The organism is Cellulomonas bogoriensis 69B4 = DSM 16987, assembly GCF_000767165.1.
Taxonomy (GTDB): domain Bacteria; phylum Actinomycetota; class Actinomycetes; order Actinomycetales; family Cellulomonadaceae; genus Actinotalea; species Actinotalea bogoriensis.
The window spans coordinates 25,964-44,762 of record NZ_AXCZ01000005.1 but is presented as its reverse complement, the minus strand read 5'-3'; the positions used below and the strand labels follow the sequence as shown (position 1 = coordinate 44,762).

19 protein-coding genes are annotated in these 18,799 nt (G+C 72.1%); 15 read left to right on the top strand and 4 right to left on the bottom strand.

Annotation, left to right across the window (positions count from 1 at the left end; translation table 11 throughout):
* Both N869_RS01330 and N869_RS01325 read left to right on the top strand, forming a co-directional pair.
* A partial coding sequence (locus N869_RS01330; RefSeq protein WP_035056725.1) for a M3 family metallopeptidase occupies positions 1 to 1,235 on the top strand: 1,235 nt, incomplete at its 5' end.
* Between the two features lie 25 nt (positions 1,236 to 1,260).
* Entirely contained in the window at positions 1,261 to 2,607 is a 1,347-nt protein-coding gene (locus N869_RS01325) for a M20/M25/M40 family metallo-hydrolase (protein WP_035056769.1), read from the top strand.
* Positions 2,608 to 2,623: 16 nt separating this feature from the next.
* Here the strand turns inward: N869_RS01325 and N869_RS01320 are convergent, their stop codons facing one another.
* A complete protein-coding gene (locus N869_RS01320) occupies positions 2,624 to 2,881 on the bottom strand; it encodes a DUF5703 family protein (protein WP_232229553.1) in 258 nt (85 codons plus the stop codon).
* Between the two features lie 29 nt (positions 2,882 to 2,910).
* On the opposite strand from N869_RS01320, the gene N869_RS01315 reads away from it, so the two are divergent.
* Positions 2,911 to 3,267 carry a hypothetical protein gene (locus tag N869_RS01315; RefSeq protein WP_052104825.1) on the top strand — a complete coding sequence of 119 codons (357 nt, stop codon included), beginning with the start codon at positions 2,911 to 2,913 and terminating at the stop codon, positions 3,265 to 3,267.
* Between the two features lie 13 nt (positions 3,268 to 3,280).
* Here N869_RS01315 and N869_RS01310 read toward each other — a convergent pair whose 3' ends face one another.
* Positions 3,281 to 4,237, bottom strand: coding sequence for an aldo/keto reductase (locus tag N869_RS01310; RefSeq protein WP_035056723.1), 957 nt, complete (start codon positions 4,235 to 4,237; stop codon positions 3,281 to 3,283).
* 43 nt (positions 4,238 to 4,280) lie between these two features.
* Here N869_RS01310 and N869_RS01305 point away from each other — a divergent pair, with 43 nt between their 5' ends.
* Positions 4,281 to 5,156, top strand: a complete 876-nt coding sequence (locus tag N869_RS01305; protein ID WP_035056720.1) for an undecaprenyl-diphosphate phosphatase — start codon at positions 4,281 to 4,283, stop codon at positions 5,154 to 5,156.
* Positions 5,157 to 5,186: 30 nt separating this feature from the next.
* Positions 5,187 to 6,446, top strand: a complete 1,260-nt coding sequence (mshC, locus tag N869_RS01300; RefSeq protein ID WP_035056717.1) for a cysteine--1-D-myo-inosityl 2-amino-2-deoxy-alpha-D-glucopyranoside ligase — start codon at positions 5,187 to 5,189, stop codon at positions 6,444 to 6,446.
* Between the two features lie 64 nt (positions 6,447 to 6,510).
* Here the strand turns inward: mshC and N869_RS01295 are convergent, their stop codons facing one another.
* Positions 6,511 to 7,362, bottom strand: a complete 852-nt coding sequence (locus N869_RS01295) for a PAC2 family protein (RefSeq protein WP_035056715.1) — start codon at positions 7,360 to 7,362, stop codon at positions 6,511 to 6,513.
* A gap of 243 nt (positions 7,363 to 7,605) precedes the next feature.
* On the opposite strand from N869_RS01295, the gene N869_RS01290 reads away from it, so the two are divergent.
* Together N869_RS01290 and N869_RS01285 are read left to right on the top strand one after the other, a co-directional pair.
* Positions 7,606 to 8,037 (top strand): DUF3592 domain-containing protein, encoded by a 432-nt coding sequence (locus N869_RS01290; protein WP_156968275.1) that lies wholly within the window; start codon positions 7,606 to 7,608, stop codon positions 8,035 to 8,037.
* A 124-nt stretch (positions 8,038 to 8,161) separates the two neighbouring features.
* Positions 8,162 to 8,911, top strand: a complete 750-nt coding sequence (locus N869_RS01285) for an HAD family hydrolase (protein ID WP_232229552.1) — start codon at positions 8,162 to 8,164, stop codon at positions 8,909 to 8,911.
* On the opposite strand, the gene N869_RS01280 is transcribed toward N869_RS01285, so the two are convergent.
* Positions 8,899 to 9,840 (bottom strand): RecB family exonuclease, encoded by a 942-nt coding sequence (locus tag N869_RS01280; RefSeq protein WP_198025919.1) that lies wholly within the window; start codon positions 9,838 to 9,840, stop codon positions 8,899 to 8,901. The genes N869_RS01285 and N869_RS01280 overlap by 13 nt on opposite strands.
* 91 nt (positions 9,841 to 9,931) lie before the next feature.
* Between N869_RS01280 and N869_RS01275 the strand changes: the two genes are divergently transcribed.
* The 8 genes from N869_RS01275 (at position 9,932) to pafA (ending at position 18,698) form a co-directional block, all read left to right on the top strand.
* Positions 9,932 to 11,074, top strand: coding sequence for a site-2 protease family protein (locus N869_RS01275; RefSeq protein WP_035056710.1), 1,143 nt, complete (start codon positions 9,932 to 9,934; stop codon positions 11,072 to 11,074).
* A 29-nt stretch (positions 11,075 to 11,103) separates the two neighbouring features.
* Positions 11,104 to 12,195 carry a tRNA (adenine-N1)-methyltransferase gene (locus N869_RS01270; RefSeq protein ID WP_035056707.1) on the top strand — a complete coding sequence of 364 codons (1,092 nt, stop codon included), beginning with the start codon at positions 11,104 to 11,106 and terminating at the stop codon, positions 12,193 to 12,195.
* A 107-nt stretch (positions 12,196 to 12,302) separates the two neighbouring features.
* Entirely contained in the window at positions 12,303 to 13,937 is a 1,635-nt protein-coding gene (gene arc, locus N869_RS01265) for a proteasome ATPase (RefSeq protein ID WP_035056755.1), read from the top strand.
* A gap of 17 nt (positions 13,938 to 13,954) precedes the next feature.
* A complete protein-coding gene (gene dop / locus N869_RS01260) occupies positions 13,955 to 15,571 on the top strand; it encodes a depupylase/deamidase Dop (RefSeq protein WP_035056704.1) in 1,617 nt (538 codons plus the stop codon).
* Positions 15,572 to 15,617: 46 nt separating this feature from the next.
* A complete protein-coding gene (locus N869_RS01255) occupies positions 15,618 to 15,812 on the top strand; it encodes a ubiquitin-like protein Pup (protein ID WP_035056701.1) in 195 nt (64 codons plus the stop codon).
* Between the two features lie 6 nt (positions 15,813 to 15,818).
* Positions 15,819 to 16,643: a proteasome subunit beta gene (prcB, locus tag N869_RS01250; RefSeq protein ID WP_052104823.1), complete on the top strand. Its 825-nt coding sequence runs from the start codon at positions 15,819 to 15,821 to the stop codon at positions 16,641 to 16,643.
* Positions 16,640 to 17,335 carry a proteasome subunit alpha gene (prcA, locus tag N869_RS01245; RefSeq protein ID WP_035056699.1) on the top strand — a complete coding sequence of 232 codons (696 nt, stop codon included), beginning with the start codon at positions 16,640 to 16,642 and terminating at the stop codon, positions 17,333 to 17,335. Before prcB ends, prcA begins: the two co-directional genes overlap by 4 nt.
* A gap of 1 nt (position 17,336) precedes the next feature.
* Positions 17,337 to 18,698, top strand: a complete 1,362-nt coding sequence (pafA, locus tag N869_RS01240; protein ID WP_035056697.1) for a Pup--protein ligase — start codon at positions 17,337 to 17,339, stop codon at positions 18,696 to 18,698.
* Positions 18,699 to 18,799: the final 101 nt, after the last annotated feature.

Below are 18,799 nucleotides of genomic sequence, written 5' to 3'. Positions count from 1 at the left end.
CCCGCCTGCTGGGCGACGAGCACCACGCCGCGCACGTCGTCCAGGACTCCACCGCGCGCACCGCCACGGCGGTGCAGGACCTGCTGGACCGTGTGGGCCCCGCCGCCGCGGCGAACGCCCGCGCCGAGGCCGCCGAGCTGACCGAGGTCCTGCGCCGGGAGCACCCGGACGCGACGGTGGAACCCTGGGACTGGGCGTACTGCTCGCGGCTGCTCATGCAGGAGCGCTACGCCCTGGACGACGCGGTCCTGCGCCCCTACCTGGAGCTCGGGCGCGTCGTCCACGACGGGGTCTTCCACGCGGCCACCGCGCTGTACGGACTCACCTTCACCCGCCGGGAGGACCTGCGCGGCTACCACCCGGACGTGGAGGTCTACGAGGTGCACGACGCGGACGGGTCCCCGGCGGGCCTGTTCCTGGCCGACTGGTACGCCCGCCCCACCAAGGAGGGTGGGGCCTGGATGCACAACCTCGTCGACCAGAGCCACCTGCTGGGGCACAAGGCCGTGGTCGTGAACAACCTCAACATCACCCGCCCGGCCGACGGGCGGCCGACGTTGCTGACCTGGGACGAGGTGATCACCGCGTTCCACGAGTTCGGCCACGCCCTGCACGGGCTGCTGTCCGACGTCCGCCTGCCCTCCCAGTCCGGTACCGAGGTGCCCCGGGACTTCGTGGAGTTCCCCTCGCAGGTCAACGAGATGTGGGCGTGGGACCCCGCGGTGCTGGCCCGGTTCGCGGTGCATCACGTCACCGGTGAGCCGATGCCCTCCGAGTGGGTGCAGACCCTGGCCTCCTCGCAACGGTTCGGGCAGGGGCACGCCACCACCGAGTACCTGGGTGCCGCGCTCCTGGACCAGGCGTGGCACCGGCACACGCCCGAGGACCTGCCCACCACCCCGGAGGCCGTCGCAGACTTCGAGCGTGCCGTCCTGCAGGCTGCGGGCCTGGACGTACCCGGTGTGACGCCCAGGTACCGCAGCACCTACTTCAAGCACGTGTTCGGCGGGGGGTACGCCGCGGAGTACTACTCCTACCTGTGGTCCGCGGTCCTGGACGCCGACACCGTGGCCTGGTTCACCGAGAACGGCGGCCTGAAGCGCAGCAACGGTGACCGCTTCCGCCGGGCACTGCTGTCCCGGGGCGGCTCGTGCGACGTGATGGAGGCCTTCACGGAGCTGCGCGGGCGCGGTCCGGACCTCCAGCCGCTGCTCACCCGTCGCGGTCTGGCCTGACCTCCAGCCGGGTACCGTGGCCGTCATGACCACCCCCGCGACCGACCCCGGCACCCAGGCCGCCCACCCCACCGCCGAGGACGAGGTCGTGGGCATCTGCCAGGACCTGCTGCGGATCGACACCTCGAACTACGGTGACGGGTCGGGGCCGGGGGAGCGGGACGCCGCCGAGTACGTCATGGGATCCCTGTGCGAGGTGGGCCTGGACCCGGAGATCTTCGAGTCCGCACCCGGCCGCGCGAGCGTCGTGGTGCGCATGCCCGGGGTCGATCCGGCCCGGCCCGCGCTGGTCCTGCACGGCCACACCGACGTGGTACCCGCGGCCGCCGAGGACTGGACCGTCGACCCGTTCGGGGGCGAGGAGATCGACGGCCTGCTCTGGGGCCGTGGCGCGGTGGACATGAAGGACATGGACGCGATGATCCTGGCGGTCGTGCGCCAGATGGTGCGGGAGGGGCGTCGACCCGCCCGTGACCTGGTCGTCGCGTTCTTCGCCGACGAGGAGGCCGGCGGCAGGTTCGGGGCACGGTACGCGGTCGACCACCGTCCGGACCTGTTCGAGGGCGCCACCGAGGCGATCAGCGAGGTGGGCGGGTTCTCCGTCGACGTCGCCGGCCGGCGGACGTACCTGCTGCAGACCGCGGAGAAGGGCATCGGCTGGTTGCGACTGGTCGCCGACGGACGGGCCGGGCACGGGTCGCAGGTCAACACCGAGAACGCCGTGACGCACCTGGCGGCGGCGGTCGCGCGCATCGGCAACCACCCCTGGCCGTTGCAGCTCACCCCCACCGTCCACGCCCTCCTCAGCGGGGTGGCGGACCTCACGGGCCTGCCGTTCGACCCCGAGGACCCCGATGCCGTCGACCGGCTCGTGGACGCCCTCGGCCCGGCCGCGAGGTTCGTCGGTGCGACGGTGCGCAACACCGCGAACCCGACCCAGCTGCAGGCCGGCTACAAGTCGAACGTGATCCCCGGGACCGCGCACGCGGTCCTCGACACCCGTTTCCTGCCCGGGTACGAGGACGAGGCACGCGCCACCCTCGAGCGCCTCGCCGGGGACCACGTCCGCATCGAGGACCTGCACCGGGACCGTGCCCTGGAGGTCCCGTTCGCGGGAGACCTCGTCGATGCGATGGTCTCGGCGCTGCACGCCGAGGACCCCGGGGCGACGGTGCTGCCGTACACGCTGTCCGGGGGGACGGACAACAAGTCCCTGGCGCGGCTCGGGATCACCGGGTACGGCTTCGCCCCCTTGCAGCTGCCCCCGAGCCTGGACTTCGCGGCCATGTTCCACGGCGTCGACGAGCGTGTGCCGGTGCAGTCCCTGACGTTCGGTGTGCGGGTCCTGGACCGTCTGCTCGCCACCTGCTGAGGCGGTGGCGGGGTGCCTACAGCGTGCTCTGCACCCGGATGATCTTGCGGCGCAACCACACCTTGCGGGTCCCACCCGCGTACAGGCGCGTCCGGGCCAGCTCCCACCGGCCGTACTCGGCCTCCTCTGTGAGGCGGCGGCGCGCCTCACCCCGCGTGGTCCCCGGGTCGATCGTCACCACCCTGAACTCGTAGGCCCCCTGCTCGGCACGCCTGCGGATGGTGCTGGTCGCCACGTGGTCCTCCCCGCTGCCGGTGCTCCGAACGAGTGCCATTGTGCCTCCTACGGCGCTACGGTCGACCCATGACCGTTGACCCGCGTGCCGCGCTCGACCGCCTGCTCGCCGCGCTCGAGGGCCATCATCATGCCGTCAGCACCCGACGACGTGACGACGACCCCGCCGTGGACGACGCCTACGACGTCCTCGCCGACGCCTTCGAGGTGTACGACGACGCCTTGGTCAAGGTCTACGGGGAGACGTTGCCGTTCTACCTCGCCGACGACGACACCGACGACGAGGACGACGACACCGAGGACCTGGACGAGGACGACCTGGACGAGGACGACCTCGACGGCGCGGACCTCGACGTGGACCTCGACGACGAGGACGACCTGACCCCGTTGGAGGAGGACGAGGACCCCGACGCCGACGCGCGGTAGTCCACGGCCGTCCTCACCGGCGCTCGGGGTACCCGAGGTGGGGCGCGCTGACCTCGTCCAGTGCGGCCACGATCGCCTCGGGGAGCTCCACGTCCGTGGCCAAGGACTCCCGCAGCTGTGCTGCGGTCCGGGCGCCCACCACCGCCGAGCTCACGGCCGGCCTGCTCAGCACCCACGCGAGGGCCACCTCCAGGGGGCTGCGCTCCAGTCCCTGGGCTGCGGTGACGAGGGCCTCCACGACCGGGCTGGACGTCCGGCCGAGGTACGGCTCGACGAAGCCGGCCAGGTGCGCCGACGCCGCTCGCGAGTCCGAGGGGATCGCGTGCCGGTACTTGCCCGTCAGCACCCCGCGGCCCAGGGGCGACCACGCCAGGATCCCGGTCCCCAGATCCGTCGCGGCAGGCACGAGCTCACGTTCGATTCCCCGCTGGAGCAGCGAGTACTCCACCTCCACCGCTGCCATCCCGCCCGGGCCCAGAAGTGTGGCGACCCTGGCGGCCTGCCACGCCGGGTGGTCGGAGAGGCCGACGTAGCGTGCCTTGCCCGACCGCAGGGCCTGCTCCAGCGCCGTCACCGTCTCGGTCAGGGGTGTGCGTGGGTCCGGGGCCTGGACCAGCCACAGGTCCACGTGGTCGGTGCCCAGCCGGCGCAGTGACGCCTCCAGGGTGCCCAGGAGGTTCCCGCGGGAGGCGTCGACCACACCACCGTCAGGTGTCCGTCGTACTCCCGCTTTGGTGCACAGCAGGACGTCCTCACGCGAGACGGTGTCGCCCAGCAGCGCACCGATGAGCTCCTCGGCGCCGCCGTCGCCGTAGTGGGCGGCGGTGTCGACCAGCGTCCCACCGGCGTCGACGAAGTCGCGCAGCTGCTCGGACGCCTCGTGCTCGTCGGTGTCCCTGCTCCACGTCAGGGTGCCCAGGGCCAGCGACGAGACCCGTAGTCCCGTGCTGCCGAGCAGTCGCTCCTCCATGGCTGGTCAGGCTACCCGTCCGGGCACGGTAGCGTTGCGCGCCATGACGTGGTGGGAAGCCGTGTTCCTTGGTCTTGTCCAGGCTCTGACGGAGTTCCTGCCGATCTCCTCCAGCGCGCACCTGCGGATCGTCGGCGAGCTGCTGCCCGGGGGAGGCGACCCCGGTGCCGCGTTCACCGCCGTCACCCAGATCGGCACCGAGACGGCCGTGATCCTCTACTTCCGCAAGGACATCGCGCGCATCTGCGTGGCGTGGTGGCGCGCGATCACCGGCGCGACCGGCACCAGCTGGCGCGAGCGCCTCGGGTCGCAGGACGCCGACGCGCGCATGGGCTGGTGGATCGCGCTCGGCTCTGTGCCCATCGTGGTGCTCGGACTCACGTTCCAGGACTCCATCAAGGGACCGTTCCGGAACCTGTACCTGGTGGCGATGACCCTCGCGCTCTTCGCGATCTTCCTCAGCTTCGCCGACAAGTTCGGGGCCAAGCGGCGACGCCTGGACCAGCTGACCGGCAAGCACGCGATCATCTACGGCTTCGCGCAGGCCATGGCACTGATTCCCGGGGTGTCACGCTCCGGGGGCACCATCACCGCGGGGCTGCTCATGGGGTACACCCGGGAGGCGGCGGCGCGGTACTCGTTCCTGCTCGCGATCCCCGCCGTCATGGGCTCGGGGTTCCAGCAGCTGTTCGCGAGCCTCGATGAGTTCGCGCTCCCGGGGACGCCGAGCCTCGCCGCCACGGCACTGGCGACCCTCGTCGCGTTCGTGGCCGGCTACGGCGTGATCATCTGGTTCCTCAGGATCGTCTCGACCTACAGCTACCAGCCGTTCGTGATCTACCGGCTGGTCCTGGCCGCCGTGGTCGTGGCGCTGCTCGTCGCGGGTGTCCTCACCCCTGAAGGTGGCGTGCTGCACTAGCGTCGGCGCCTGCCCGGTTAGGCTTCGCGGGTGCGCACCTGGCCCTCCCCGCAGATCCCTCAGGTCCCCGGCCGCGGTGGGGAGGTGCACGTCCTGGACTCCGCGACCGGTCGGCTGGTCCCGGCCGCCTCCGGCCCCGTGGGTCGCATGTACGTGTGCGGCATCACGCCCTACGACGCCACCCACATCGGGCACGCGGCGACGTACATCGCGTTCGACCTGCTGCACCGGGCGTGGCTGGACTCCGGTCTGCTCGTGGAGCACGCCTCCAACGTGACCGACGTCGACGACCCCCTCCTGGAGCGGGCGCAGCAGACCGGGGTCCGGTGGGAGGACCTCGCGGCCGACCAGAGCGCCCTGTTCGCCGAGGACATGACGGCCCTGGGCGTCATCCCCCCCCACACCTACCTGGGCGCGGTCGAGACCATCCCGCTCGTGGTCGAGGCGGTGAGCGGCATGGTCCACCGGGGTCAGGCCTACCGGGTCCCCGCGGAGGACGGCACCGGGGGCGGGGACGCCACGTCCGGCGACGTGTACGCCGACCTCGCAGCGGTCCCGGACGCCCCGCCGATCTCGGACCTGGACCGGGAGCAGTCCCTGGCGCTGTTCTCCGAGAGGGGTGGGGACCCTGACCGGCCCGGTAAGCGTGACGCCCTGGACCCCGCGCTGTGGCGCTCCGAGCGCCCGGGGGAGCCGTCCTGGGACGGGGGGCCGCTCGGTCCGGGCCGCCCCGGGTGGCACGTGGAGTGCACGGTCATCGCCCGGCACTCGCTCGGTGACCAGGTGGACGTGCAGGGCGGTGGCCGGGACCTGCTGTTCCCCCACCACCAGATGAGCACCGCGCACTCCGTCGCGCTCGGGGCCCACGCCCCCCGCGTGCACGTGCACGCCGGGATGGTCGGCCTGGACGGGGAGAAGATGAGCAAGTCGAAGGGCAACCTGGTGCTCGTCTCCGCGCTCCGGGATGCGGGCGTGGACCCGATGGCGGTCCGGCTCGCCGTCCTCGCCCACCACTACCGCTCCGACTGGGAGTGGACCGACGGCGTCCTGGACCAGGCGCGCGATCGCCTGACCCGGTGGCGCACCGCACTGTCGGGCAACGGTGGACCGGACGCCGGGACGACCGTCGAGGCGGTCCGTGCGGCCCTCACCGATGACCTCGACGCGCCTGCAGCCCTCGCCGCAGTGGACACGTGGGTGGACGCGGCGCTCAGCATCGGCGGCGAGGTCGAGGGCGCGCCTGGCGTGATGGCGCGCGCCATCGATGCCCTCCTGGGTGTGCGCATGTGACTGGCCGCTGACTGGCCGATGGTCGGTCGCTGGTCGGCCCAGTGGTGCCCAGTGCCGGCCGGCGTCAGCCGGGCCCCGGCCCTCCGTCGCGGCGCCGTAGGTACTGCTCGAACTCCCGGGCGATCGCCTCGCCCGAGGCCTCCGGCAGGTCGGCGGTGTCCTTCGCCTCCTCGAGCTGGGCGACGTACTCGGCGATCTCCGTGTCCTCGGACGCGAGCTCGTCCACGCCGTGCTGCCAGGCGGCGGCCTCCTCGGCGAGGTCGCCGAGGGGGACCGGCTGCCCGACGAGCTGCTCCAGCCTGGCGACGATCGCGGCGGTCGCCTTCGGTGAGGGCGGGTGCGCGACGTAGTGGGGCACCGCCGCCCAGACGGACAGGGCGTGCATGCCACGGCGCGCTGCCTCGTGCTGCAGCACACCGACGATGCCGATGGGTCCCTCGTACGTGTTGGGTTCCAGGCCCAGCTCGGCGCGTACCTCGGCGTCGTCGGACGTCGCCGACACGGGGATGGGTCGGGTGTGCGGGACATCCGCCAACAGGGCCCCCACGGTCACCACGGTCGAGACACCGAGACGCTCCGCGGCGTCCAGGAGCTCCGTGCAGTAGGACCGCCACCGCATCGACGGCTCGACGCCGTGCACGAGCACCACGGACGTGCCACCGGGCTCGCCGACCGCCACGGACGTGCTGGGCCAGGTGATCGTCCGTGTTCCGTCGTCCTCGGCCGTGATGGTGGGGCGGCTCACCTGGAAGTCGTGGTACTCCTCCGGGTCGAGCTCCTCGACCGTCTGCGCACCCCAGACCTCGTGCAGGTGTGCCAGGGCCTGGGTGGCCGCCGACCCCGCGTCGTTCCAGCCCTCGAAGGCCGCGATCATCACCGGGCCGTGCAAGGGGCCAGGACCACGTACATCCGTCATGACGTTCAGCGTAGGCGCTCACCCTGGACGGGCCCGCCCGGGGCGAGGACGGAGCCCCGAACGACTCCCGGACGTGCAGCGCCGTCGGCCGGTCCGTGGACCACCGGAGCCCACGACCCTGAAAACCGGCAAATCGGTCATGTAGTCTCGGGCCCGCCCTGGCGTCAGGTCGGGGTGCCTCCGCGCGTGCACAAGGACGCTCCCGGCGCTGACCCCGTCACGAACCCCGACGATCGGGTGATCATGAGATTTGTCGCGGCCATCCTCCCCCTGGTCCTGTTCGCCGTGCCGGGTGCCGTTCTCGTCGTGGTCGGGCTGCGCCTGCAGCGACAGACGACGAGCGTGCCTCGTGTGCCGGTACAGGCGGTCGTGGTGGAGTACTCGAACTGGAGCAGCCCCAAGCGGGTCGTGTTCGACTACCCGGCGCCGGACGGCACCTGGATCCGCGCCCGGCGGATGACCGGGATCGCCCAGATGCAGACCCGAGGGCTCCTCGTCCGGCCCGGCGACGGGATCACCGTCTACGTCGACCCGAAGCGGCCCCACGACGTCAACCTCGGCCCCGTCGGCAGCGCAAGCGGCTTCGCCGGAGTCGCAATGATCGTCTTCGGGGCGGGCCTCGTCCTCGCAGGTCTCTCCAACACCGTGACCTTCGCCCGGTTCATCCTCGGTTGAGGGCCCCAGACCCGCCCACGTCGCTTCGCGTGCAGGACAGGCGGGTGGCACCAGGCAGAGGTGACGCCGTGGCCCCGTGACACCCGCACGCACCGTCGGCGCCCCGCATGCCTAGACTGCGGCCGTGCCGCACACATCCCCACGACCGGACGTACCGCTCAGGAGCACCAGCCGGGACCCCCGCACCACGGGACCGCTGCCGGCTGCGGTCCTGTGGGACATGGACGGGACGCTCGTCGACACCGAACCCGCCTGGATGGGTGCCGAGATCGCCCTCGTCGAGGAGTTCGGCGGGACATGGGCCCCCGCGGACGCCGTCCAGATGATCGGCCTGCCACTCCTGGACTCCGCCGCGATCCTCCGCGACCACGGGGTCCCGCTGGACGTCGAGGAGATCGCGTCACGCCTCGTCCAGGGCGTGGCCCGCGCCATCAGCGAGAGCCTCGTGTGGCAGCCCGGTGCCCGTGAGCTCCTCACCGCACTGCGTGACTCCGGGGTTCCCTGCGCGCTGGTCACCATGTCCTACCGGGTGCTGGCCGAGGCTGTCGTCGCCCGAGCACCCGGCGGGGTGTTCGACGTGCTCGTCACCGGCGACGAGGTCACCCATGGCAAGCCCGACCCCGAGCCCTACCTGCGAGCCGCCGACCTGCTGGGTGTCGACGTCACCGAGTGCGTGGCGGTCGAGGACTCACGGCCCGGGATCGCCTCCGCGCTGGCTTCCGGCGCCCGCACCCTCGGTGTCCAGCACATCGTCCCCGTGGACGCCCAACCGGGGCTGAGCCGGACCGACTCCCTGGCACGCATCGGCCTCCGGGACCTCGCGGTGTTGCGGTCCGGCGGGCAGATCGACCACCTCGACGGTCAACCCGGCTGACCGGCCCGTCCTGCCCCGACACCAGGTACGACCGCGGGCGCGACGACCTCCTGCCCGAGCGGCCGCACACCGATCGCCACCTCCACCGCACCGTCAGGGATCGGGGGAGGCGTACCACCGAAGGCCGGGCACAACGGCTTGTGCGCGCACCACCCGCACAACGGGGACGTCCGCGGCTGCCACGCCCCTCGCTCAGCGGTGGACCGGATGCCCGACCAGATCGACCTGACCCGCTCCTCCGTGCTGCGGAGCTCCTGGCGTGTCGGGACGTGACGCAGCACCTTCCCGTCCCCGAGGTACACCAGCTGCAGCATCGCCGGCAGCCGTCCCCGCAGGCGCTCCAGCACCAAGGCGTAGAACCGCATCTGGAACAGTGCGCCGCTCTCGTAGCCCTGTCGGGGTGACCGACCCGTCTTGTAGTCCACGACCCGGATCGCGCCGTCCGGGGCGACGTCCACCCGGTCGACCACCCCCCGCAGCAGCGGGCCGTCCTCGAGCTCGGTGCGGACCGCCAGCTCACGGTCCGCGGGCTCCAGACGCGTCGGGTTCTCCAACGTGAAGTACGTGTCGATGAGGCGTCCGGCCTCCTCGAACCACCCGGTGGTGTCCTGCGGGTCGGTCAGCACCTCCACGCAGTCGGGGCGGTCCGCCACCATCTGCTCCCACGCCGGGCCCAGCAGCGCCCTCGCCGCCTCGGGGGTCCGCTGCGGTGCAGGTGCGTCGTACAGGCGCTCGAGCACCGCATGCACCAGGGTGCCGCGAACTGCCGCGGCGCTCGGAGGCTCCGGCAACCGGTCTACCACGCGGAACCTGTACAGCAGCGGGCACTGCAGGAAGTCGTTCGCGCGGGAGGGGGACAGGCCCGGGGACGACCTGCGCACCTTCGGGTCGCGAGGGCTCGTCGTCTCGGGGACGGGGCTCGCAGTCACGGGACCAGGCTACGTGGCATCGGTGACACGGCCGACGGGCGCCCCGACACCCGTCGAGGAGCCCGGGTGACCACCGCATAAGGTGACGGGCGTGAGCAGAGCGACCGACCACGGCCGAACACGTGGGTGGGTCGTGGGCAGGGTGGCCGGGGCACCGGTCGTCGTGTCACCGGGCTGGGTGGTGGCAGCCGTCGTGCTCGTCGCGGTCTTCGGGCCCGCCGTCCAGAGGCTCGTCCCCGGCACCGGGTCCGGTGCCTACGCCGTCGCCGGGGTGTTCGTGGCGCTGCTCCTCGCCTCGGTGTTCCTCCACGAGCTCGCCCACGCCCTGGTCGCCCGCCGTCGCGGTGTCGAGGTCCGCGAGCTCGCTGTCACCCTGCTCGGGGGGCACACCCAGTTCGGTGCGGCCGCACCGACCCCGGCGACGAGCGCACTGATCGCGGTTGCCGGTCCGGCCACCAACATCGCGCTCGGCCTGGTCGCGTGGGCTGCCTCGTCGTGGGTCCCGGACGGGATCGCGACACTGGTCGTCACCGCCGCTGCGGTCGCCAACGGGTTCGTCGGGGTGTTCAACCTCCTGCCCGGCCTGCCGCTGGACGGAGGCCGCGTCCTCGAGGCGGCCGTCTGGGCCGGCACCGGTCGACGATCGACCGGGACCGCCGCCGCCGGGTGGGTCGGCAAGGCCGTGGCCGTGGGTGTGGTCGCCTGGATCCTCCTGCTGCCCCTGGCGCGTGGCACCACCCCCAGCCTCACCAGCGTCGTGTGGGGGGCGCTGATCGGTGCGTTCCTGTGGAGCGGGGCCACCCAGGCGATCCGCGGCGCGCGAGCGGCCGGTGCCGTCGAGGCACTGACCGTGACCGGTCTGATGCGTCCTGCCGTCGGACTGCCACGCAGCACCACGCTCCACCAGCTGGCCGACCGTGCCCTCCCGACCGGGATCGGCGTCGTCGTCCTCGACGAGGCCGGGGCCACGACGGGTTGCGTCGATCCGCAGGCGGTCGCCGCGGTTCCTGCGACCCACCGTGCCGGAACACCGCTGGACGCGGTGTGCGTCCCGGCACCGCCCCAGGCGTGCGTCCCGGCGGACCTCACCGGCAGCCCTGCGGTCGAGGCCATCGCCCGTGCTTCGCGCCACGCGGCCCTCATGCCTGTGCTGGACCGGCAGGGTCGGGTGGTCGGCGTCCTGCACACCCCCGACGTGGTACGAGCGCTCCGCCGACCGCCGGCGCGCCGCTGACCGTCGGGGGTCTCCTAGACTCGTCCGTCGTGACCACCTCCAGCAGCGCCCCCGGACCGCGTGCCACCACTGGCCCCGCAGACGACGCACCTGGAGGTGCCCCCCGCGACTCGGTCCCCGGTGCGGTCGGCGCGACCGGTGCGACGCTGCGCCGCGGCCCGTTGCGCGTCGGAGAACGGGTGCAGCTCACCGACCCGCGCGGACGCCTCCACACCATCACTCTGGCTGCCGACGCGACGTTCCACACCCACAAGGGCTACTTCCGTCACGACGAGCTCATCGGTGGGCCCGAGGGATCGGTGGTGACGAGCTCCGGTGGGGTCGCCTACCTGGCGCTGCGCCCCCTGCTGTCGGACTACGTGCTGTCGATGCCTCGAGGCGCGGCCGTCGTGTACCCCAAGGACGCGGGCCAGATCGTCGCGATGGCCGACATCTACCCCGGCGCACGGGTCATCGAGGCGGGCGTCGGTTCGGGTGCCCTGACCATGTCCCTGCTGCGGGCGGTCGGGGACCACGGGTACCTGCACTCGATCGAGAGGCGCGAGGACTTCGCCGCAATCGCCCGGGCCAACGTCGAGACGTTCTTCGGCGGCCCGCACCCGGCGTGGAACCTCTCGATCGGTGACCTCAGCGACGTCATGCCGCAGGTCGAGGGGCCTGGCCAGGTGGACCGGGTGGTGCTCGACATGCTCGCGCCCTGGGAGAACATCGACGCCGTCGCCCACGCCCTGGCTCCCGGCGGTGTGCTGGTCGCGTACGTGGCGACCACGACCCAGCTGTCCAGGCTCGCCGAGGACCTGCGCGACGACGGGCGGTTCACCGAGCCGCAGGCGTGGGAGTCGATGGTGCGCGGCTGGCACCTCGAGGGTCTGGCCGTCCGCCCCGAGCACCGGATGATCGGTCACACGGGCTTCCTGCTGACGACCCGGCGCATGGCCGACGGCGTCCCTGCCCCCGAGCGTCGTCGACGCCCGGCCAAGGGCGCCTACCCCGAGCACGAGTGGACGCCGGACGACCTCGGCGAGCGCCCGGTCTCGGACAAGAAGATCCGGCGCGTGCGCCGGGACCTGGGTGCCGTGCCCCCGCAGGGGGGCGACACCACCCCACCCGCGGCGACCTGAGGCTGCGCAGGTCACCCCGCCCCGCATAGGGTCGGGTCAGCACGACGTCGACCGGGACCGCACCCGGGCGGCATCGGCCGCGGACCCCGGGAGGCGCCATGACCTACATGTCCGACAACGACGAGGGTCGCGCGTCCGCGACCGCACGCGAGGTCCAGATCCTCGCCACCAAGAACGAGCGGCTGGCCGACGCCCTGCGCACCGCACGTGAGCGCATCGCCGAGATGCAGGAGCAGCTCGCCGAGCTGGGGCGTCCCCCGGCGACGTTCGCCACGTTCCTCACCGCGAGGCCGGACGGGACCGTCGAGGTCATCTCCTCCGGGCGCAAGATGCACCTGACCGCGGCGCCCGGAGTGGACGTGGAGTCCCTGCGCCCCGGGCAGGAGGTGCGGCTCAACGAGGCGTACGCGGTCGTGGAGGCCTGCGGGTACGAGGTGGTCGGGGAGGTCGTGTCGGTCAAGGAGCTGGTCGACGACGAGCGCGCCCTGGTGGTGGGGCGCGCGGACGAGGAGCGTGTGGTCCGCCTGGCGGGTTCCGTCCTGGACGCGCCGGTCCGGATCGGTGACGCGCTCACCGTGGACGCCAAGACGGGATTCGTGTTCGAGCGGGTCCCGCGGTCCGAGGTCGAGGAGCTGGTCCTGGAGGAGGTCCCGGACATCGACTACCGGGACATCGGGGGGCTCGGTTCGCAGATCGAGCAGATCCGGGACGCCGTGGAGCTGCCCTTCACGCATCCGGCGCTGTTCCGTGAGCACGGGCTGCGGCCGCCCAAGGGTGTCCTGCTGTACGGTCCGCCCGGGTGCGGCAAGACCCTGATCGCCAAGGCCGTGGCACGGTCGCTGGCCGAGACGCGGGGCCGGCGCGGGTCGGACGGCCGGGCGGCCAAGAGCTACTTCCTCAACGTCAAGGGCCCCGAGCTTCTGAACAAGTACGTGGGGGAGACCGAGCGGCACATTCGCCTGATCTTCGCCCGGGCGCGGGAGAAGGCGTCGCAGGGTAACCCGGTGGTGGTGTTCTTCGACGAGATGGAGTCGCTGTTCCGTACCCGCGGGACGGGGGTGTCCTCGGACGTGGAGACGACGGTGGTGCCCCAGCTGCTGAGCGAGATCGACGGTGTGGAGCGCCTGGACAACGTCATCGTGATCGGTGCCTCGAACCGCGAGGACATGATCGACCCGGCGATCCTGCGGCCCGGTCGCCTCGACGTGAAGATCAAGATCGAGAGGCCGGACCCGGAGGCCGCACGGGACATCTTCGCCAAGTACCTGACGTCCGAGCTGCCCCTGCACCCGGAGGACCTCGCCGAGCACGAGGGCGACCCGGTGGCGACCGTCGAGGCGATGATCCGCTCGGTCGTGGAACGCATGTACGCCGAGACGCCCGAGAACGAGTTCCTCGAGGTGACGTACGCCTCGGGTGACAAGGAGGTCCTGTACTTCAAGGACTTCAGCTCCGGGGCCATGATCCAGAACGTCGTGGACCGCGCCAAGAAGAGTGCGATCAAGGAGCTCCTGTCGACGGGGCAGCGGGGGATCAGGGTCGAGCACCTGCTCACGGCCTGCGTGGACGAGTTCAAGGAGAACGAGGACCTGCCCAACACGACCAACCCGGACGACTGGGCCCGGATCTCGGGCAAGAAGGGTGAGCGCATCGTGTTCATCCGCACGATCGTGCAGGGCAAGGGCGGCAAGGAGAGCGGGCGCACGATCGAGACGATGACGCCGACGGGGCAGTACCTGTAGCCGACTAGCCTGACCCGGTGAGCGTGCGCCGGGTGATGGGGATCGAGACCGAGTACGGCATCGTCGAGCCGGGGCGGCCCGGGGCGAACCCGATGCTGCTGTCCAGCCACGTGGTGGCCGCCTACGCGGCGGCGGTGGCCGGGGGGCAACCCGGCGAGGGGCGTCGGGCACGGTGGGACTACGAGGACGAGGACCCGCTCGCCGATGCCCGCGGGTTCCGCCTGGACCGTGCCTCGGCGCACCCGTCGCTCCTGACCGACGACCCGGCGCGTCCGGCCCCGCCCGGCCCGGACGCGGACCTCTCGGCGACCGATGTGGACCGTCCGGGTGTCGAGCCCTACGACGACCCGGGTGCCGCCACCTCGATCCTCACCAACGGTGCGCGCCTCTACGTCGACCACGCCCACCCCGAGTTCTCCACCCCTGAGGTCACCAACCCCCGGGACGCGGTCCTGTGGGACCGGGCGGGGGAGCAGGTGATGCTCCGCGCGGTGCGGGCCCTGGCCCAGAACCCGGCCATGCCGGACGTGGTGCTCTACAAGAACAACGTCGACGGCAAGGGCGCGTCGTACGGCATGCACGAGAACTACCTCGTGGACCGTCAGGTGCCGTTCGTGGACCTCGTCGCGCTGCTCACCCCGTTCCTCGTGACCCGGCAGGTGTTCACCGGGGCGGGCCGCGTGGGGCGCGGGCCCACGGGCCAGGGTGCGGGGTTCCAGCTGTCGCAGCGGGCCGACTACATCGAGGCCGAGGTCGGCCTGGAGACCACCCTGCGCCGCCCGATCGTCAACACCCGCGACGAGCCGCACGCGGACCGGGACCGGTGGCGGCGCCTGCACGTGATCATCGGGGACGCGACGTCGCTGGAGGTCGCGACCTTCCTTCGGGTGGGCACCACGTCACTGGTCCTGTGGCTCGCCGAGCACGCCGGCCGGCACCCCGAGGCGGTGCAGTCGTTGGTCGACCTGCGCCTGGCCGACCCGGTGTCGGCGGTGCAGCAGGTCAGCAGGGACCTGACCCTGGCCGAGCCCTTGGACCTTGCCGACGGCCGCCGGCTCACCGCCCTGGAGATCCAGCAGGCGTACCTGGAGGCGGTGGGTGCCGCGCTCGGGGCGGACATCGACGTCGCGTCGCGGGAGGTCCTGGACCGGTGGGACTCGGTGCTCGCGCGCCTGGCCGTCGACCCGACGTCGTGCGCGCGAGAGGTCGAGTGGGTGGCCAAGCTGCGGGTCCTGGAGGGGATGCGCCGCCGTGACGACCTGCGCTGGGACCACCCGCGGCTGGCGGCGATGGACATCCAGTGGTCCGACGTGCGCCCGGAGCGGGGCATCTACCAGCGGCTGCGCGCCGCGGGCGCGGTCGAGCTGCTCGTCGACGACCAGGACGTGGCACGCGCTGTCGTGGAGCCCCCTGAGGACACCCGCGCCTACTTCCGGGGGACCGTCGTCGCCCGCTTCGGCTCGGCGGTCCGTGCCGCGAGCTGGGACTCGGTGGTCCTGGACGTGCCCGAGCTGCCGACGTTGCGGCGGGTGCCGCTGCGGGACCCGTGGCGTGGGTCGCGCGCCCACGTCGGTGCCCTGCTGGAGCAGTGCCCGGACGCGGCGACCCTGGCCGCCCGGCTGGGTGTGGGCTGACACCCTAGGATCACAGCATCGGCACGTACGACACCGGGGAGGCATCATGGCCGGTCAGGACCAGCGCCAGCACCGTCGCGAGGACGAGGACCCGCACGACCTCCCCGAGCCGGCCCCCGCTGCGCCCGCGGCGCAGGGGCGGGACGCCGAGGTCGACTCGCTCCTGGAGGAGATCGACGAGGTGCTGGAGTCGAACGCCGAGTCGTTCGTCCGTGGCTTCGTCCAGAAGGGCGGTCAGTGACCTTCTATGGCAGATCACGGCCGGTTGCCGCCCTCGTTCATGACGCCGGGCACGTCCTCGTTCCTCGACTTCCTCGCCGCGCACGACGCGTCCCTGCTGCCGGGACGGGATCTGCCGGGAGGTGAGGTCCCGGCTGCGCCCACGGCGACCACGATCGTGGCGCTGACCTTCGACGGGGGTGTGGTCATGGCGGGGGACCGGCGTGCGACCGCCGGCTCGATGATCGCCAGCCGCCACATCGAGAAGGTGTTCCCCGCGGACGAGTACTCCGCGGTGGGCATCGCCGGCACCGCCGGGCTCGCGATCGAGCTGGTGCGCCTGTTCCAGCTGGAGCTGGAGCACTACGAGAAGATCGAGGGAACGCTCCTGTCGCTCGACGGCAAGGCCAACAGGCTGGCGACGATGATCCGCAGCAGCCTCCCCCTGGCGATGCAGGGGCTGGCGGTGGTGCCGGTGTTCGGTGGGTACGACCTCGCGCGCGGCGAGGGCCGCATCTTCTCCTACGACGTGACCGGCGGCCGGTACGAGGAGGCCGAGTTCCACGCGGTGGGGTCCGGTTCGGTGTTTGCCCGAGGGTCGCTGAAGAAGCTCTGGTGGGCGGGGATGGACCAGCAGGACGCCGTGCGGACGGCCGTGCACGCCCTCGTCGACGCCGCGGACGACGACTCGGCGACCGGTGGGCCCGACGCCACCCGCCAGATCTGGCCGGTGGTCGCCACCGTGACGGCGACCGGCTACCGACGCGTCGACGACGAGGCGCTCGCCACGGCGCACCGCGAGGTGGAGGGCGTGCGCCGGGCCACCCGGGGCGTGGGGGGTGACCAGCGATGAGCATGCCGTTCTACGTCTCGCCCGAGCAGCTGATGAAGGACCGTGCCGACTACGCGCGCAAGGGCATCGCCCGTGGACGGTCCGTGGTGGTCCTGGCGTACGAGGGCGGTATCGCGTTCGCGACCGAGAACCCCTCGAGGGCGCTGCACAAGATCTCCGAGATCTACGACCGGATCGCGTTCGCCGCGGTCGGCAAGTACAACGAGTTCGAGAACCTGCGGGTGGCAGGGGTGCGGTACGCCGACCTGCGCGGCTACTCCTACGACCGTGCCGACGTCAATGCCAGGGGCCTGGCGAACGCCTACGCCCAGACCCTGGGCACGGTGTTCACCACGGAGTCCAAGCCCTTGGAGGTCGAGCTGGTCGTCGCCGAGGTGGGCACCACGGAGGACGAGGACCAGGTCTACCGACTCTCCTACGACGGGTCCGTCGCCGACGAGCGCGGTCACGTGGTGATGGGCGGGCAGGCCGAGCACCTGTCGCAGCGTTGTGCCGAGCGCTGGGAACCGGGTATGGACCTGGAGGGCGCGGTCCGGCTGGCGGTGGACGTCCTGGGCACCCAGCCCGAGGGCCAGGCACGGGAGATCGGCGCAGCCCAGCTGGAGGTCGCCGTCCTGGACCGTGCCCGGCCGCGGCGGGCGTTCCGACGTCTGACCGGTCCGGTGCTGGCCGAGCTGCTCGGGCGGGCGTGACGTGGACCGGCGGATCTTCGGGCTCGAGACCGAGTACGGGGTCACGTGCGCGGTCAGCTCGGGGAGGGGTCTGTCGGCCGACGAGGTCGCGCGTTACCTGTTCCGCAAGGTGGTGGCGTGGGGCAGGTCCTCGAACGTGTTCCTGCGCAACGGGTCCCGGCTCTACCTCGACGTGGGCTCGCACCCCGAGTACGCGACAGCCGAGTGCGACGACGTCCGGGACCTGATCGCCCATGACCGGGGCGGGGAGCGGATCCTGGAAGGTCTGGTCGTCGACGCCCAGCAGCGGTTGGAGGACGACGGTCTTCCCGGGCGCGTCCACCTGTTCAAGAACAACACGGACTCGGCGGGCAACTCCTACGGGTGCCACGAGAACTACCTGATCCGTCGGCAGGGCGACTTCGGCCGCCTGGCCGAGGTCCTGGTGCCGTTCCTCATCACCCGTCAGGTCCTGACGGGTGCGGGAAAGGTGCTGCCGACCCCGCGTGGGGCGCGCTACTGCCTGTCCCAGCGCGCCGACCACATCTGGGAGTCGGTGTCGAGCGCCACGACCCGGTCCCGCCCGATCATCAACACGCGCGACGAGCCTCACGCGGACGCCGAGACCTACCGTCGCCTGCACGTCATCGTCGGCGACTCCTCGATGTCGGAGACGACCACGCTGCTCAAGGTCGGCTCGACGGACCTGCTGCTGCGCATGGTCGAGGCCGGGGTCCCGATGCGTGACCTGGGGCTGGAGAACCCGATGCGGGCGATCAGGGAGATCAGCCACGACATGACCGGCACGGCGCCCGTCCAGCTGTCCGGGGGGCGCACGGCGTCGGCCCTGGACGTCCAGGAGGAGCTGTTCGGGCGGGTGCAGGCGTTCGTCGCCGACGGGGTGGAGCTCACCTCGGTGGTGCAGCAGGTGATGGACCTGTGGGAGCGGGGGCTGAAGGCCGTGCGCTCGGGTGACCTCGCGTCGGTGGAACGCGAGCTGGACTGGGTGATCAAGTGGCGCCTGATCGAGCGGTACCAGGCCAAGCACGGCCTGGCCCTGGACGACGCCCGCATCGCGCGGCTGGACCTCGCCTACCACGACATCTCCCGCACCGAGGGCCTGTACAACCTGCTGGCCGCCCGCGGCATGGTTGAGAGGGTCGTCGAGGACATCGAGGTGTTCGAGGCGACGGCCCGGCCCCCGCAGACCACCCGGGCGAAGCTGCGCGGAGACTTCGTGCGCCGGGCCCAGGAGGCGCGCCGGGACTACACGGTCGACTGGGTGCACCTGAAGCTCAACGACCAGGCCCAGCGGACGGTCCTGTGCAAGGACCCCTTCCGGTCGGTCGACGAGAGGGTGGATCGGCTCCTGGAGTCCATGTGACCACACCGGTGAGGGCCTGGTGAGGCCGGTGTGAAGGTCGTCCGGCGTGTGGCCGCGGACGGGTCGAACGCCTCCGTCGGACCCGTACAGTAGGCGGACGC